Genomic DNA, 14,778 nt, shown 5'->3' with positions numbered 1-14,778 from the left:
CGCGACCCCTCATGAACAGCGCGCGACCCCTCAGCGTGGCGGCAGGAGCATCCGCCGGTCGGCCACGCCGAGCTTGCCGTAGGCGCGCTGCAGGTGCCCCTCGACCGTGCGCTGCGAGACGAAGAGCTCGTCAGCGATCTCCGCGTTCGTGCGACCGGCAGCCGCGCGGAGGCAGACCTCGTACTCGCGCTCACTGAGCTGCGACGCGTCAATGGGCACGCGCCTGAGCGACGGCGTGTGGACGCCGACAAGCGGAGCCGCCACCGCCGCGCAGCGCTCGAGCAGTGCAGCGGCGCGCCCACGCTCACCGCGCGCCTTCGCGTGCTCGGCCCCCCGGGCCGCGGCCTCGGCCGCGTAGAGCAGCCGCCCGGCCGCGACGTGCTCCGCGATGATGGCGTCGAGCGCGGAGTGCTGAGCCTCAGGGCTGAGCGGCTGCCCGGGTGGGCCGACCGACCTTCGCGGCTGTTCCCCGGCGGCCTCGCCGGCGGCCTCGTCGGGGGTGCCCTCCGCGATGCCTGCCCTAGTGTCCTCGCCTACGTGTTCACCAGGAGCCTGCTCCCCGGCAACGCCACAACTTGGAGTGCGCTCGCCCCCGCCCAGGCCGAACCGTCCCGCGCCGAAGGCGGCACCGTACCTCCTGAGCGTCGCGGCGAACGGCCCCTGCACGCCTGCCGCGGCGAGGCTGAGCTCGTCCGCGAGGCGGGCCTCGGCCGCGGCGCAGGGCGTCGCCGGGGCCTCCGTGCCCGAAGCGCGCGCGCCGGCCGTGCCGACTCCAGCGGAGCCAACTCCAGCGGAGCCAACTCCAGCGGTGCCCACGCCAGCGGTACCCGCGCCCGCGGCAACCACGAGTCGGAGCCGCCAGGCCTCGTGCAGCAGCCGCATCCGGGTGAGCCTGTGTCCGCGCGCGTCCGCCTCGGCGAGCAGCCGCGCGAGCTCGGCACCCGCCGCGTCGTCGCCCTCGAGTGCCTGCAGCGCGGCGAGGCCCAGTCGCCGCGCCTCGCGCCGCGCGACCTGGCCGCTCGTGACACTCCCCGCGAGGAACTGATCGTAGCCAGCGCGGGCGCGTGGGAGGTCGCCGAGCATCACCGCGGCCACCGCGTCGAGCGCGCCGACGAAGCCCGCGAGCAGGTGCGGGTCACGCTGCGACACGAGCGCGGCGGACTGCGCGAGCAGCTCGGCTGCCGCAGCCGCCTCGCCGCGCTCGATCCGCTGCATGCTCGTCGCGGCGAGATAGGTGGTGTGGTCGAGCGCGAGCTGATCCCAATCGATGCCCGCGAAGAGCGGGAGGTACGCCTCCTCAGCGTCGCCGTCGCTGAGGATCGCAATGAGCAGCGTGTGCAGCAGCTCACCGCGCTGACTCGGCGGCGACTCGCGCCACAACGCACCGGCCCGCAGCCGGCGATACTCGGCGATGCCGTCGGCCGGCGCACCGAGGTAACTGCGTTCGGCGACGAGCTGGGCAGAAACACTCAGACGCAGGCTGTGCGTGAGCCGCTCGTCGGAGGCGTGTTGCCGCAGCGTCGCGAGCGTGACGTGTTCGCCGGCGCGGGCGCTGAGGATCGTGCGGAGGGCCGAGTACTCCGGCACCGCTTCGGACCTTGCCAGCGCTTCGGCATCGCCGAGCCTGCGCTGCATGAGATCGGGCCGCCCGAGCCCCGAGAACTCGATGAACGATGCGAAGAGCAGGGCGTCGCGATCGCCCGCCGCGAGCAGCGGCTCAAGCACCCGCAGCGCGGCCTTCGGAGAACCCGTTTCCAGGAACGCCTCGGAGCGATACATCCTCAGCACCGCGGCCGCGGCCGGATCGACGAGCGCCGCCGGGTCGTTCAGCCCGGCCGTGAGCGCGATGACCGCGTCGAACTGGCGCAGGAGTGCCGCCGCGTGGGCGTCAGCGACGAGCTGAGCAAGCGGAAGGGCGATGCCCACGTTCCGGCTGTGCGTCGCGAGCTGCACGCGCATGTTCGGGGTGAGTAGCTCTGCCGGCACCCGCTCGCGCAGCGTGCCGATCGCCGCTGCCAGAGCCGGCTTTCCGAGCATCGAGACCACCGTCTCAGGCGCGAGGCCTGCTCCGAGCACCAGGGTGCCGGGGCCCGCGCCGTCGTGCCGCACCGAGCTCAGCAGCCGCTCGGCGAGCGCGCCCTCAACCTGTTCGACGCTCAGGATGTGTGCGGCAATCTCGCGCGGCAGCTCGCCGAGCACCGCGGTGAGCTCGACCGCCTCGCGCAGCCCCGCCGGCTGCGCCTCGAGGCGGCGCGCGAGCAGCTGCGACACCCGGTGGCTCTGTGCCTTCCATGCCGACGCCACCGAGAGGTAGCCGCGATGCCGTTCGATTGCGTCGTCCGCGTGCGCCTCCAGCGCGAGTTCCCGCACGAGCAGCGGGTTGCCGCCCGCGAGCTCGGTGAGGCGCTGCGCAGAACTCATCTCGAATGGCGTGCCGCAGAGATCCTCGAGCAGCACGAGCGTGTCGGCGAGCGTGAGCGCGGCGAGCCGCACCGTCACCGCGCCGTGCTCGAAGCTCAGGCGCTGCAGGTCCTCCGGCAGCGCGCCATGGTCTGAGAAACCAACGATCACCTCGCACAGTTCGAGCTCACAGAGCTGCACAATCGCGGCAGCACTCGCGGCGTCGAGGTGCTCCGCCCGATCGAGGAACAGCGTGCGCGGGGCGGCGGACGCGAGCTCCGCGACGCGCCCCATGAGCGCAGCCGGGGACAGCGCGACGCCGCGCAGCCCCGGCACCTGCGCGGCAAACGCGGCAAGTGCGGCGAAGGGGACGCGCTGCAGCGCAGGCGATCCGGTCAGGCGGTGGATCGTGCGCCCCTGATCCCGCCTGAGCCCGAGCAGCCGCGTGCCGAAGGTAGTCACTCCGCTCCCCCGGTCGCCCGTGAGAAACAGCGGCGCGGCGGCGTCGAGCGCGCGCACGGCGTCGCCGACGAGCCCCGCTCGCGCGGGGAGCATCTGCGGAATCGGGAGAGCACGCAACACCCGCTCAGTCTAGTGAGCGGGTGTTGCGTTGGCACTACGCGGCGAACACGCGCGCCGCGTAGTGCGGCAGAGCAGTGCGCCAGAGCAGTGCGTTACTCGGCACCGGCTCCGCGACGGCGCCCGAGCAGCAGCGCGGCCCCGGCAGCTGCCAGGAGGAGCGCCCCAGCACCGAGCGCGACCTGCCCCGCTGGCTCACCGCCTGTGCGTGCGAGTTCGGTCTGCCGCGCGACCGGGGTGGCGGGCGCATCGGAGCCCCTCCCGCCGCGCGAGCCGTCGCTCTTACCCCCGTCCGGGGTCTCGGCGGCGACCGTGAAGGCGTACGCAGCGCTCTTCGAGCCGGTGTGGTTCAGCGAGTGCGACACGAACTCGGCGACAAGCGTGTAGCTGCCCGGCTCGTCGAAACTCAGCGTGGCGTTCGCCATCGGCCCGTCGGCCGCGAGGGTGAGCCCCTCGACCAGGATCTCGCCGTTGAGCCACAGATTGACCACGCCGTCGGCGGCCCCCGCCCAGTAGGGCTCGACGCCGACATACGCGGTGAGGTCGACGGTTTCGCGAAGCTTCAGCGTCTTCACCGGCGACTCAAGGTCACCGAGCACGAGCTCGACACTCGTCTCGGCGGCGCGCGCCTCGACGGGCACCTCGGCGCTCGCCGCGGCCCCGAACCACGTGGGCGAGGTGAATTCAGCCGTGAACGTGTAGCGGTCGGGCGAGCCGAGCGCGCGATTGGGCGTCGGCACATCGAAGCGTACGATGCCGCTCGTCTCTGGCGCACTCAGGTCGTCCTCAAGGTCCAGCCAGTCGGGCACGCCCAGGCGATCGGTGCCAGGCATCGCCGCGGTGCCGACGACGACGCCGTCACGCTTGAGCGTGACCTCACCGTGAGGGGCACCGTGCGTGGACTCGCAGAGGTCGCGCACGTCTGCGTCGTCCGTCTGGCTCTCGCACATACTCTCCACCGTGACCCAGACGCCGAGGGTGCCGCCGCCGTAGGCCGGGGAGTTCGAATCGATGTCGACCGACACTGCCGTGTTCACCGGGGTGACGGCGAACGGTTCCAGCGGTTCTATCGCCGGCTCGTAGAGCGCGTCGCCCCCATAGACGACAAAGAGCTCACGGGATCCCTGGCCGAAGGGCCGCACCACGATCTCCGCGGCCCCGTCGGTGAGGTCCAAGGTGCCGAGCAGCTCGTAGTCCTCCCAGATCTGCTTGCCCGGTCTCGCGGCAATGAGCGCGATGCCGCCGGTCGGGGCGTCTGCGCCGAGCAGCGTAGCCGAGACGACGATTTCGACCGGGAACGGGGTTCCGGCCTCGACCGTGCTCGGCACACCGTTGGCCTCGATGCTCGCTGCGAGCCCTGCGGCTGCACCCGCCTCGGTGTCGAGCATCTCGAGCCCCGCAAGCGCCCCGGGGAGGCCACTCGGAGTTTCGGCCCCCGGGGGGATGGTGCTCGCGCTCGCGGGCACGGCAGCCCCGAGCACGAGCGCAGCCGCGCCAATCACCGTAAGCGCGCTCCTGCGAATCTTGCCCCGCTGCACGCGCGGCCTCGCGGCGCGCTGCGCCGCTCTGGGATCTTCCGACATGGTGTGACCTCTCACTCAAACTGACCGGTAGCTTGATGCGGTGCGCGGCCGAATGGCGCGACTTTCCAACATCACTGTGAGCGAGTATGGCGGAGTTTCAGGCCCCCACACGGGCTTCGCGTATGGGGCTGAGCCGAATCAGGTACACCCGGTATCGGCCGCGCAGGGTCATGACGATCGCCCCCGTGCGCCGCGGCAAGCTGTCCCCAAGCTGCGAGCTCCCTCCCGCCACGACCGACACCGACACCGACACCGACACCGACACCCCATGATTGCCCGGCACATCGGGACTGCCGACCACGGAGCGCTGGGCAACAACTGCAACCCGCGCGTGCGCCTAGCGCGACACCGCCGGGCTGCGCTCCGTGGGGAGCACCGCCCGGCGGTGTCGTGGCTCAGCGAGTCAGCAACGTGCCTCGCGGATCACCTACTCGGTTCCCTTGCCGCGTCGCACGCGGAGCACGACGAGCAGCGTACCCAACAGGAGTAGCGCGACGCCGCCGATGATCAGGCCCGTGGGCAGGCCGCCGCCGGTCTCCGAGATTGCCGGTGTACCCGTCACCGGCGGAACCGGCGTGACCGGGGGTGCCGAGAACTCGTTCACCACGGTGAGCAGGGCGGGTGCCCCGGCCGCTACGGTCACGGCGCCCACCGTCGCATCGCCCGTGTTCGGGGTGATGGAGACGGTCTTGCCGCCGCCGGTGCCGGTCTCGGTGAGCTCGCACTCGGCGTTCACGGGCAGCTGCTCGTAGGTCGCGGTAAGGCCGGTCTGCTTCGAGAGCTCGCGGGTATCGCCGCCGGGGATCTCGATAGCCGAGACCTTGCCGTCGCGCTCGACCGAGCACGCGAGCGCCACCGTGAAGACCTTGTCGCCAGCGAGGCTTGCGCCCGCGCCAGTGAGTTCCTTCTTCACGTCGATTGCACCGACCTCGAAGGTGTTGATCACCCGGAGCTCGTAGGAGTCGCCAGAGCCGACCACGATCGGGCCGGTCACGGGAGCGCCCTCGGCGTCTACGACCTGGCTCGAGGTCGCGCCGCCGGTGAGCGTCTCGGTGAGCTCACACTCTGCGCCCACTGGGAGATCGTTGTAGCTCGCCTCGAAGCCGTTCTCAGCGTTCAGCGCACGCGCCGCACCGCCGGGAACCGCCACCTCGGAGCCGGGCTGCTCGCCGGATCCGCCAACGCTACACGCGAGGCTGACCTCGAACGATCCCTTGCTCCACAGCTCGGCACCGGCACCAGTGATCTCCTTCTGCACGTGCAGGCTGCCCGCATCGAAGGTGTTCACCGCGGTGAAGAGCACGGGCTCGCCCGCCGGGCCAGCCGCGATCGGGCCGGTGATGGCCTCGCCGTTCGCGTCGAGCATTTCGGTGGCGGTCGCGCCGCCAGCGCCGGTCTCGGTCACGCCACACTCAGCGCCAAGCGGCAGCGTGTCGATCTTGAGCTGATCGCCCGCGAGCGCCTGCGCCTTGGTGAGCTGCAGCTGCGTCTCGTACACGTTCACGCCCTCGAAGGTGCAGAGCACGTCGAAGGTGAACACTGTGCTGTCAGAGACAGCAGCAGCGCCAGCACCCTCGATCTGCTTCTCGATCGCGATTTCGGCGAGCGGCATCGTGTTGGTGAGCACGAGCTCCAGCTGGTTCGCCGGTACCGATTCCTCGTTCTTCGTCACCTCGAAGGTCCACGAACCGTCGCCGTTCTCGGTAACGCCGGGGCCGGTGAGGCTCCCCTCGCCGCCCTTCGCGTCTTCCTCGGTGATCGTGCACTTCGCGCCGACCGGGAGCTCGTTTACGAGCCAGGCCTTTCCGTCCACGGTGAGCTCAACGCGTGCCGGGTCGAGCGGGAGGTCCTTGCCGAGGAAGCTGCACTCGGCCGACACGGGGAACTTCCCGTAGTCAATCGGATCACCATTCTGGTTCGTCGCGCCGTCAACCTGCTTGGCAACGGTGAACGAGCCCAGCTCGTAGACGTTGGTCAGCTGCGCCACGGGTACCGGCTCGGTGTCGCGACCAACGGTGACTGGGTCACCGACAACCGACGAGGTCTCGCCGTTCACGCCGGCCTCCTCGACAATCGTGCACTTGGCTCCCCAGGGGAACTGCTGCTCGAGCGTGACCGGCTGCCCTGACTTCACTGTGACGGTGACTGGCTGCATCTTGTGGCCGCCAGTCTCCGAGCCTTCGCGGTCGGGCACGGTGCACTGCACCTGCACCTTGAACTCCTTGGGAGCGTGCGACGCACCAGCACCCTCGACCAGCTTCTCGACGGCGAGCGGGCCGGTTGCGAGCGCGACACCCACGCGCAGCCCCTCGGTCGGGAGCACGCTTGCGCGAGTCTCCTCTCCGGCTTCGTTCGTCGAAACCGTCTGCGCGCCCACAGCAACCGAGTTCCAGGCGACCGTGTCAGCGGTCATCTTCGGTGCCTCGGCGGGCGTGCGGGTCTCGAAGGTGTACGCGAGGCGCTCACCGGGCTTCAGCTCTTCGCCCTGGGGGAACTCGAAGACCATCTTCACGTGGCGAACCTCGTCGGCGTTGAACCCGGGGGCCTTGAGATCCGCGGGCAGCAGCTTCCAGTAATCGTCAGCGCACTGCGGCTTCTCGCTCGGCTTGAGGTCGGCGACACACGCGGCATCCTCAGACGTCGAGTAGTACGCCGTCGGCAACACGTCATCGCGGTACTTGGCGCCGTCGGGCGCGGTGTGCGTGACGACGTTGACGTTGCCGTTCCACGTCGGCCGCCACTCGGATCCACGCGGCAGGAGCACGAGCGCGCCCTGATCGTCGACCTTCGGGAGGGAGTCGATCGTAACGACCTTATCCATCACGATGGTGCCGGTGTTCTGCAACTCTTCGCGCCAGGTCTCGACGCCGAGCGGCTTCGTGATCGGCACGGAGTTGCCGACGTAGTAGCCGGTGTCTGCATCACCAAAGTGCGGCACGTGCGGACGGCCAGCGTTCGGGTTCGGAACGTCTGCGATGCCGAGTTCATTGTCGTTCGCGCGGACGTACTTCTTGCCGCGCAGCGCGCCCGCCTCGGTCGGGTAAACCTCGGTCGTCGTGCTGCACTCTGAGACCTTCGGGTCGAGGTTGATGTCGAAATTACAGCCCGCGAAATCTTCGCCGAGCCCCGAGGACACACCGAACTGGTTGGTGAGACTATTCGCGGGGCCCGCGGCAACGCCGGGGCGGAACATCATGTTCGCGGTGATGGTGTAAACCTCGCCGGGGTATAGGTTCGTTCCCGCAGCAAACTCGAACTTGATGAGTGCCGGCTCAGCGCCGTCAGCCAGCGCGTTGCCGTCGGCATCGAGGTAGCTGACGGTGACGCCTGCGGGGTTCGTCGGCATGACCGATGTCGCGGGTGCCATGCGGTTCTCGAGTTCGTACGAGAATCGCTTCGATTCGTCCATGTCTGGATCGAACACGAGCTGCGGCCTGCCATTGGCATCGAGCGGGAGCTTGTCAACGATGATGGGTTGGCCGATGGCATTCGCACTGTTCGTCGAGTCGTCCTCAACGCGCACCGAGGTGTTCGTGGTCTTCAGCTTGAAGGGGATCACCGAGCCCGGAGCTTGTGCACCGAGCGGGGTCTTCTCGACCGCAACCTCAATGCCCGCATCAAGGTAGTAGACCTGCGCGGTCGCGTCGTCAGACGCGACGAGCGGAAGCAGCTCGTCTGAGCCTTCAACCGGGAACTTCATGAAGCTCTCGACGTTGGCATCTACGGTGTTCGTAAACACGCCGCCGTGGCCCTCAGCAGGCTCCCCCGGAGCCACAGGCAGCTGCGAGTACGGCACGGGAGTGTCAGCAGGTGCAACCAGGAACGCGCGGCGCTTCATCTTCAGGTCGATCTTCGCGTGCGGGTTCGCAGGGTTCTCGAAGGCGATGGACTCGCCGCCCTTGTCAACTGCGGTGTAGGTGAAGCGGATGCCACGCACCTTGTCGAAGTCCTGGGGAGCAACATCGGCGAGGAGAGTCGCAGCCGCGTCTTCCACCTTGCCGCCGGTAACGGCGACGGGCGCAGCGGTGCCGGCCTTCCAGCCTTCGACACCCGCCGTAGTGTCGGCGACAAAGTCGAGCGTGTTCGAGGCTGCGTCGAAGGTGTAGTCGCCGAATAGCAGCTCAACCTGTACGCGGTTGATCGGGTTCGGAACGGCAAGCGTGTCTCCCGTAAAGCCCTCGAAGCGGTACGCATTCCAGAAGCTCTCGGCGTAGCCCGTGCCTGTCGGACGGTTCGCGCCGGAGTCGGTGACGACGAGCTTGTCGGCTCGGGCCGTTCCTGTTGGACGCCCGGTCAGCTGCATGCTGATTGCGTCCCAGTGTTCCTCCGCGTAGCCTTCCTCCCCTGGCAGGAGCTCAGCGACCTGAGTGTCCGGGGTGAACTTCTTCGTTGCGAGCACCCCAAGCTCGAAGGTGTCGAGCTTGATCTGCGCGTCATCGGACGAATCAACCGAATGCTCTTGCTCGAGGCCGAGCAGGTCGGTGACGCTTGCGGTAGTGCCGTTCTTCACCGGCGTATCCACGACTGTCACGAGCTTCGCAGGATCGCTGCGGTGCGTCTTCCGAAGTTGCAGGTCAAGCTGCAGGGTTGCGGTTGCGCCGGAGACGATCCGGCCCTCGTGGCGCAGCTCGATCTTCACAACGTCGGCGAGCTCGGCGGGGGTCATCGCGATGGCCTGGCCAGGCGTTGCGCCGCCCTTGCCCGTCGGATCGATGATGCTGCCGTCGCTCTTCGTCAGCACAACAAGCGTCTTGTCGGCGTCGCCGCCCTGAACGGGGTGGGGTGCCTTTACGATGCTCCGCAGCGTGAAGATCTCGAACGGGCTCGCCTTGCCCTCACCGGGATCGACGATCGTGAGCTGATCCACCTTCTGCTGCGAGGTGTTCTTCGCACTGATGGTGACGCGGCTCGTCGGGTACGACGATGCGGGCACGTCGAGCGCGGGGACGCCCAGCGCACCGCCAGACCAGCCCTTCGAGACCGTGACCGCGAGCGGGCGCGGCACGATGGTGATGTCGTCGTCGTCCCTGTCGTATTCGACGCTGTTGCCCGGCTGCTCGCCGGTGGCGCTGCCCGAGTTATTGACGACTCCCTGCTTTTCACCTTGGTCGTTGAACACTTCGCTGGCGATCACAGCCGAATCCGGGTTGCTGCGGCGCACGTCGCGCAGTTCCCACTCGAGATCGACCTTGCGGTCGCGGCCCATCGACTTCGTGAGGCCGGAGCCGGGAGCGGGAGCGTCGGCCGAGGTGCGGCCATCAGTGTTTTCTTTGAACACAATGCGCACGGCGGTCGCCGCGATCTGCTCGTCTGCGGTGAGCTCGATGTCGCTCATCGACTTCGTGTACGGAAGTCCCGTGGCGTTCGCTGCGGGAACCCAATCGCCGTCGATCCACAGATCGATTGCGGTGATCATGTCCCAGCCCTTGGTGAAGCCCGTGTCCTTGGTGACGGCTTTCACCTTGAAGAGATTGAAAGCTTCGAAGCTGGTTTTTGCCACATCAGTTTCGGCAGGGCCGGCGTTCTTGCCCTCACCGAGGTGGGTATCGCCGAGCGTCATCTTCGTGAAGGTGAGGTTCTCGGTGGACCAGTGGAGGCGCGTCGTGGCGTGGTCGCCGGAGCGCTGGACGATCTGCGCCGGGTTGCCCGCGTCGACCCAGTTCTTGTCGAAGAGGTCATACTCGCCGGGGATCGGCGCATTGACGACGATGTCGTCGCACGCGGGGGCGTCGGTGGCATCCTCAATGGGGTCACCCGCGGACTCTGCCGATGCCTCAGACGATGCACAGTTCGCCATCACGAGCGGCTTGTCGCCCTCGTACTTCTTGTCAAGCGTCGCCGTGAAGCTCGGGTTGACGTTGAACTCGCCCGGCTCGTGCGGCTCGAAGCCCGGGTCCGGGTTCGTGAAGTGGAACTGGATGCCGCCCATCTTCTTGCGGATGTCTTCGGGGATGTCCTTGGTGACGGTGCCAGTGAGGGCGTCGAACCCAGGGATTGTCTCCCACTGCTTCGTCTCGGTGTCCCAGTAGCGCACTGTCAGTGTTGCACCGGCAGGAACGTCGGTGTTGGTGATCGCCTCGGGGGTGAAGTTGTCCCAGAAGTCTGACGCCTCCGGCTCACCATTTAGGTTCAGCGCCGGATCGCTCACGATGATCTCGTTCGCGGGCACATTCGAGCCGGGCTTCACGACGGTGGTCGGCAGCTGCACGAGCACGCCCTCACCCGGGTAGCCCCAGATTTCGCCGGGCGAAAGCTTCTTCTCGGTGACGATCTCCAGCTTCTTCTCGCTGAAGGTGACCTTGTCTTTTGCGGTGTCATCCGCGCTCTTCGAGCCTGCAGCTCCTTCGACGCCGACAACGTTGGTGACAGTCTTCGAAGGGTCAGACTTCTCGTTCGCCTCGGCGGTGAACTTGATCTCGCTCGAGCTGCCGGGCTCTACTGGGCCGGTGAAGTCGAGCTGGAAGTGCTTGAGGGATCCAAAGTCTGCGGGGAGCGCGGGGAAGTCGTCCTCGTCTGTGAGGTCTGCGGTGAATGTCTGCTCAGCGCCGGTCTTGTCAAGGTAGACAACGGTGATCTGGCCGCTCTGGGCGGTCTTCGGGAACTGCACCTTCGAGGTGAACTCCTTGAAGTCGAGCTCGGGGGCAAAGCTGCCCTCGGCCGGCTCACGAATCGAGAACGTGTCAAGATTTACCGCGCTCGTGTTGGTGCCCGCAATGGTGACCTCGGTCTGCTGGCCCTCGATGAGTTCAGTCGGGGAGAATGATTTCTTGGCTTCGACGGAGAGCGCCTCCGTGAGGATCGTGTAGTCGGCCTCGGCGCCCGCTTTCGCGGTGTCTCCCTCGAGCGCAACTTCGCTCTCGACGGTGTTCTTGACGACGGTCTTTTCTTTGAGGTCCTCAACGCCCTCGCGCTGTTCGAGGTTCAGGTCGAACCCGCCCCCGGCATTGGTGGGGATCTTCGAGCCTTCTAGTGCGGTGAACGTGACGCGCACGCCCTTCGCATCGCCGGGAGGTGCGTGTGGAGGGTCACTCGCGGAGAGCTTCACGGGCACCCACGCGCCGTCGATGAAGTACTCGACCGTCGCAGGGTCTTTCGCACCCTCGGGGAAGGTCAGGGGTCCGAACTCGACGATCTTAAGCAGGTCAAACGGGTTAGGCGAGGCAGTCGGATCGGTGGGGTCCGTAATCGTGAGCGTCTCGACGCCCGCGTTCGACTTGTTCTCTGCGGTGACCTCCAGGGTCACGGGCGTGCCCGCTTCTGCCTGAGCGGAGGTCGGTGTGTACCGCTTTTTGACCTCCGTGTCGAGGTCCTTGGGGATGATAGGCGTGACTGTCACATCGTCGGAGGTTTCCGCGGCGTTCTCCGCGTCGACCGACGCGGTGTTCACGATCGGCTTGCCGTTTGCTTCGTAGGGGAGGTCGCGGAGCTTCACCTGGATCGTGATGACCGCGTCGGCGTTCTCGAGCAGGCCGACGGTGCCGTCACCGAGGGGGTCGGTGAACTCGACCGTGACCTAGTTGCCCTCGACCACGGGCGGGTTCGACTGCGCATTCGACACGGAGACGCTGCCGGGAATGATCTCGAACTCCGCAGGAATGAGGTCGGACAGGCTCGCGCCGCGACAACCGAGATCGGCGATCGACGAGCAGCCCACCTCGATGCGGTATTCCATCGTCTCGCCAGGCTTCAGCGATTCTTTCGAAGCTGACTTGGTGATCTCGAGTAGCGCGGTGTCATCTGCGGCTACCGCTATCTGCGGAGTGGTGATGGCCATGCCGAGGGCGAGCGCCGCCCCCAGTGTCCACGCAATACCGCGTTTGCCTGACTTCTGTACCCTGCGAAAACCGCGCACACTTGTTCCTATCCCCAAAGAGATGCACCACGGGCCACGAGGTGGCCACGGTGCACTTTGTGCTCAGCATATTCCAAGATTTCACTCAGCGCACCCCTAATTGTGGGGGTGACGTAAGCCGCAGAGCGCTTTCCCCCATAAGCAGCTCTCAAGCGGCGTACAGGTGTGTGCTCAGGCAGCGCATAGCCTCTGGACCCGCTTCGCCGCGGTTTCAGGGGAACTCAACCCGGAAATATCGATGATCCTCTTGTGGATTTCCTACCACGACTCCATGATATTTCCACTAGCTTCCTGCGCTTGACACCGGGAGGCGCCATCGAGCCTTCGGGTCTTCGGCGGGAGTCCGCACTCTCCAAGAGATCTCAGGAGGACTTGATATGATTAACACAAGTCGCAGAGAAAGGAATCAGAGAGTGACCATAACGAACACAATGAGAGCGTTTCGCGTTCCCGGGTGGGGCGAGCCCGCCCGCTTCATGGACGCCGAGCTGCCCTCGCCGGGCCCGGGCGAGATCCTCGTCCGCGTCGCCGGCGCGAGCCTCTGCCACTCAGACATCAGCATGCAGCAAATGCCGCAGCAATACGGCGAAGCCATGGGCTGGCAGATGCCGTTCACCCTCGGACACGAAACCGGCGGCACCGTAGCCGCTCTGGGTGACGGCGTGACCTCGCTCGAGGTGGGCGATTCCGTCGCGCTCGTATCCCCCAGCTCCTGCGGCGCCTGCGACTTCTGCCTACGCGGCGCAGATAACAACTGCGTCTTCGGCGCGGTCGGGCGCGGCTACGGCCGCGATGGCGGCCTCGCAAGCCACGTGCTCGTCGAGTCCGAGCGCGGCATCATCCCGCTCACCACGCTCGACCCGGCAACCGTCGGGCCGCTCACCGATGCCGGCGCAACTGCGATTCACGCTGTGAAGCGGGTGCTCCCGAAGCTTGGCGCAGGATCCACCGCCGTCATCATTGGGGCCGGCGGCCTCGGTGCGTTCGCGATCCAATTCGTGCGCGCACTGTCAGGGGCGACCGTGATCGCCGTGGACATGAACGCGGACCGGCTCGGGATCGCGAAGGAGCACGGAGCGCACCACGCCATCGAGGGTGTCAACGAGCACACCGTTGCGGCGCTCGCCGAGCTCACCGGCCCACACGGTGCCACCGTCGTGCTCGACTTCGCGGGCTTCGATGCGACAATTGCGGCAGGCATCGCTGCCCTCGCTCCCGGCGGCTCATACGGCCTCGTCGGCGCGGGCGGCGGCAAGCTCGATGCCCCCTGGTTCGGCGGACTCCCCCGCGATGGTGAGGTCTTCACCTTCCAGGGCAGCACGATCGCCGATGCGCACGACGTCATCAGGCTCGCAGAGTCGGGTGCCGTGCGAAACGAAATTGACAGCTACAACTTTGACCAGATTCCCGAGGCGTATGCAGACCTCGAGGCGGGCAGGCTCCGCGGCCGCGCCGTGATCAAGATGTAGGAAGCCCCGAGCCCCTCACGCGCCGTCGTCGCCGAGGAGTTCTCGAATATCCGCCGCCGTGATCGACTGCGCGAACAGCTGTTCGTCGTCGATCACGGCGGCGAACAGCGCCTGCTTGCGCCGCTGCAGCTCAAGCACCTTCTCTTCGATGGTGCCCGCTGCGATCATCCGAATCACGTGGACATGCCTGTCCTGTCCGATCCGATGGGTGCGGTCGATCGCCTGTGCTTCACTCGCCGGGTTCCACCAGGGGTCGAGCAGGATCACGGTGTCGGCCTCGGTGAGGTTGAGCCCGATCCCGCCGGCCTTCAGGCTGATGAGAAACACATCCGCGTCACCGCGCCGAAACTGGGCGATAACGGCGTCGCGGTTGCGGGTCGACCCGTCGAGCGTGACCGTTCGCACGCCCGCCGCCTCGAGGCGTGCGCGCGCCCGGTCGAGAAACGACGTGAACTGGCTAAACACCAGCGTTCGGCGCCCCTCGCCCGAGAGCGCAGTCGCGTGCTCGGTGAGCGCGTCGAGCTTCGCTGAGGGCAGGCCCTCGTACTGGGGGTCGATGAGCGAGGCGTCGAGCGCGAGCATTCGCAGCAGCGTCAGCGACCGGAACACCGTGAAGCGTTTGCGGTCGAGCACCCTGTCGAAATCGGGGTCGCGGATGAGCCCGAAGAGCTTGCGGCGCTCACGCTGCAGGAACACGTCGTAGAGCTCACGGTGCGCGGGATCGAGCTCGATCTCGAGCACCTGCTCCTGCTTCTCCGGGAGTTCGGCGGCAACCAGGTCCTTGGTGCGCCGCAGCAGAAACGGCCGCAGCCGCTGCCGCAGCCGTTCGGTGCGGCGGCCGCGAAGCGCGGCCTGAGTCTCCGGCCCGCTGCCCGCCCCCTTGCCGAGCGATGCC

6 protein-coding genes are annotated in these 14,778 nt (G+C 67.3%); 1 reads left to right on the top strand and 5 read right to left on the bottom strand.

The genetic code is table 11. The annotated features are described in order from the left end of the window. Positions 1-30 precede the first annotated feature (30 nt). The 4 genes from ACI1US_RS07610 to ACI1US_RS07595 form a co-directional block, all read right to left on the bottom strand. Positions 31-2,982, bottom strand: a complete 2,952-nt coding sequence (locus ACI1US_RS07610; RefSeq protein ID WP_461639477.1) for a LuxR C-terminal-related transcriptional regulator — start codon at positions 2,980-2,982, stop codon at positions 31-33. Between the two features lie 92 nt (positions 2,983-3,074). After that, complete coding sequence (locus ACI1US_RS07605) at positions 3,075-4,562, bottom strand: hypothetical protein (RefSeq protein ID WP_461639475.1); 1,488 nt, start codon at positions 4,560-4,562, stop codon at positions 3,075-3,077. A gap of 427 nt (positions 4,563-4,989) precedes the next feature. After that, positions 4,990-11,994 carry a DUF5979 domain-containing protein gene (locus ACI1US_RS07600; protein ID WP_461639473.1) on the bottom strand — a complete coding sequence of 2,335 codons (7,005 nt, stop codon included), beginning with the start codon at positions 11,992-11,994 and terminating at the stop codon, positions 4,990-4,992. Between the two features lie 81 nt (positions 11,995-12,075). Beyond that, positions 12,076-12,414, bottom strand: coding sequence for a hypothetical protein (locus ACI1US_RS07595; protein WP_461639471.1), 339 nt, complete (start codon positions 12,412-12,414; stop codon positions 12,076-12,078). 413 nt (positions 12,415-12,827) lie between these two features. Between ACI1US_RS07595 and ACI1US_RS07590 the strand changes: the two genes are divergently transcribed. Continuing rightward, positions 12,828-13,883: an alcohol dehydrogenase catalytic domain-containing protein gene (locus ACI1US_RS07590; protein ID WP_461639469.1), complete on the top strand. Its 1,056-nt coding sequence runs from the start codon at positions 12,828-12,830 to the stop codon at positions 13,881-13,883. 15 nt (positions 13,884-13,898) lie between these two features. On the opposite strand, the gene ACI1US_RS07585 is transcribed toward ACI1US_RS07590, so the two are convergent. Beyond that, positions 13,899-14,778: DEAD/DEAH box helicase (locus tag ACI1US_RS07585; RefSeq protein WP_461639467.1), on the bottom strand; the 880-nt coding region annotated here is incomplete at its 5' end.

It is taken from the genome of Leucobacter sp. BZR 635 (assembly GCF_048061935.2).
GTDB lineage: Bacteria > Actinomycetota > Actinomycetes > Actinomycetales > Microbacteriaceae > Leucobacter.
Note: the sequence above shows the minus strand (reverse complement) of the source record. Positions and strands in the feature narration are given on the sequence as shown.

Coding starts and splice junctions, on each gene's coding strand:
- ACI1US_RS07605 (WP_461639475.1), bottom strand. CDS start 4,562: ATGTCGGAAGATCCCAGAGCGGCGCAGCGCGCCGCGAGGCCGCGCGTG.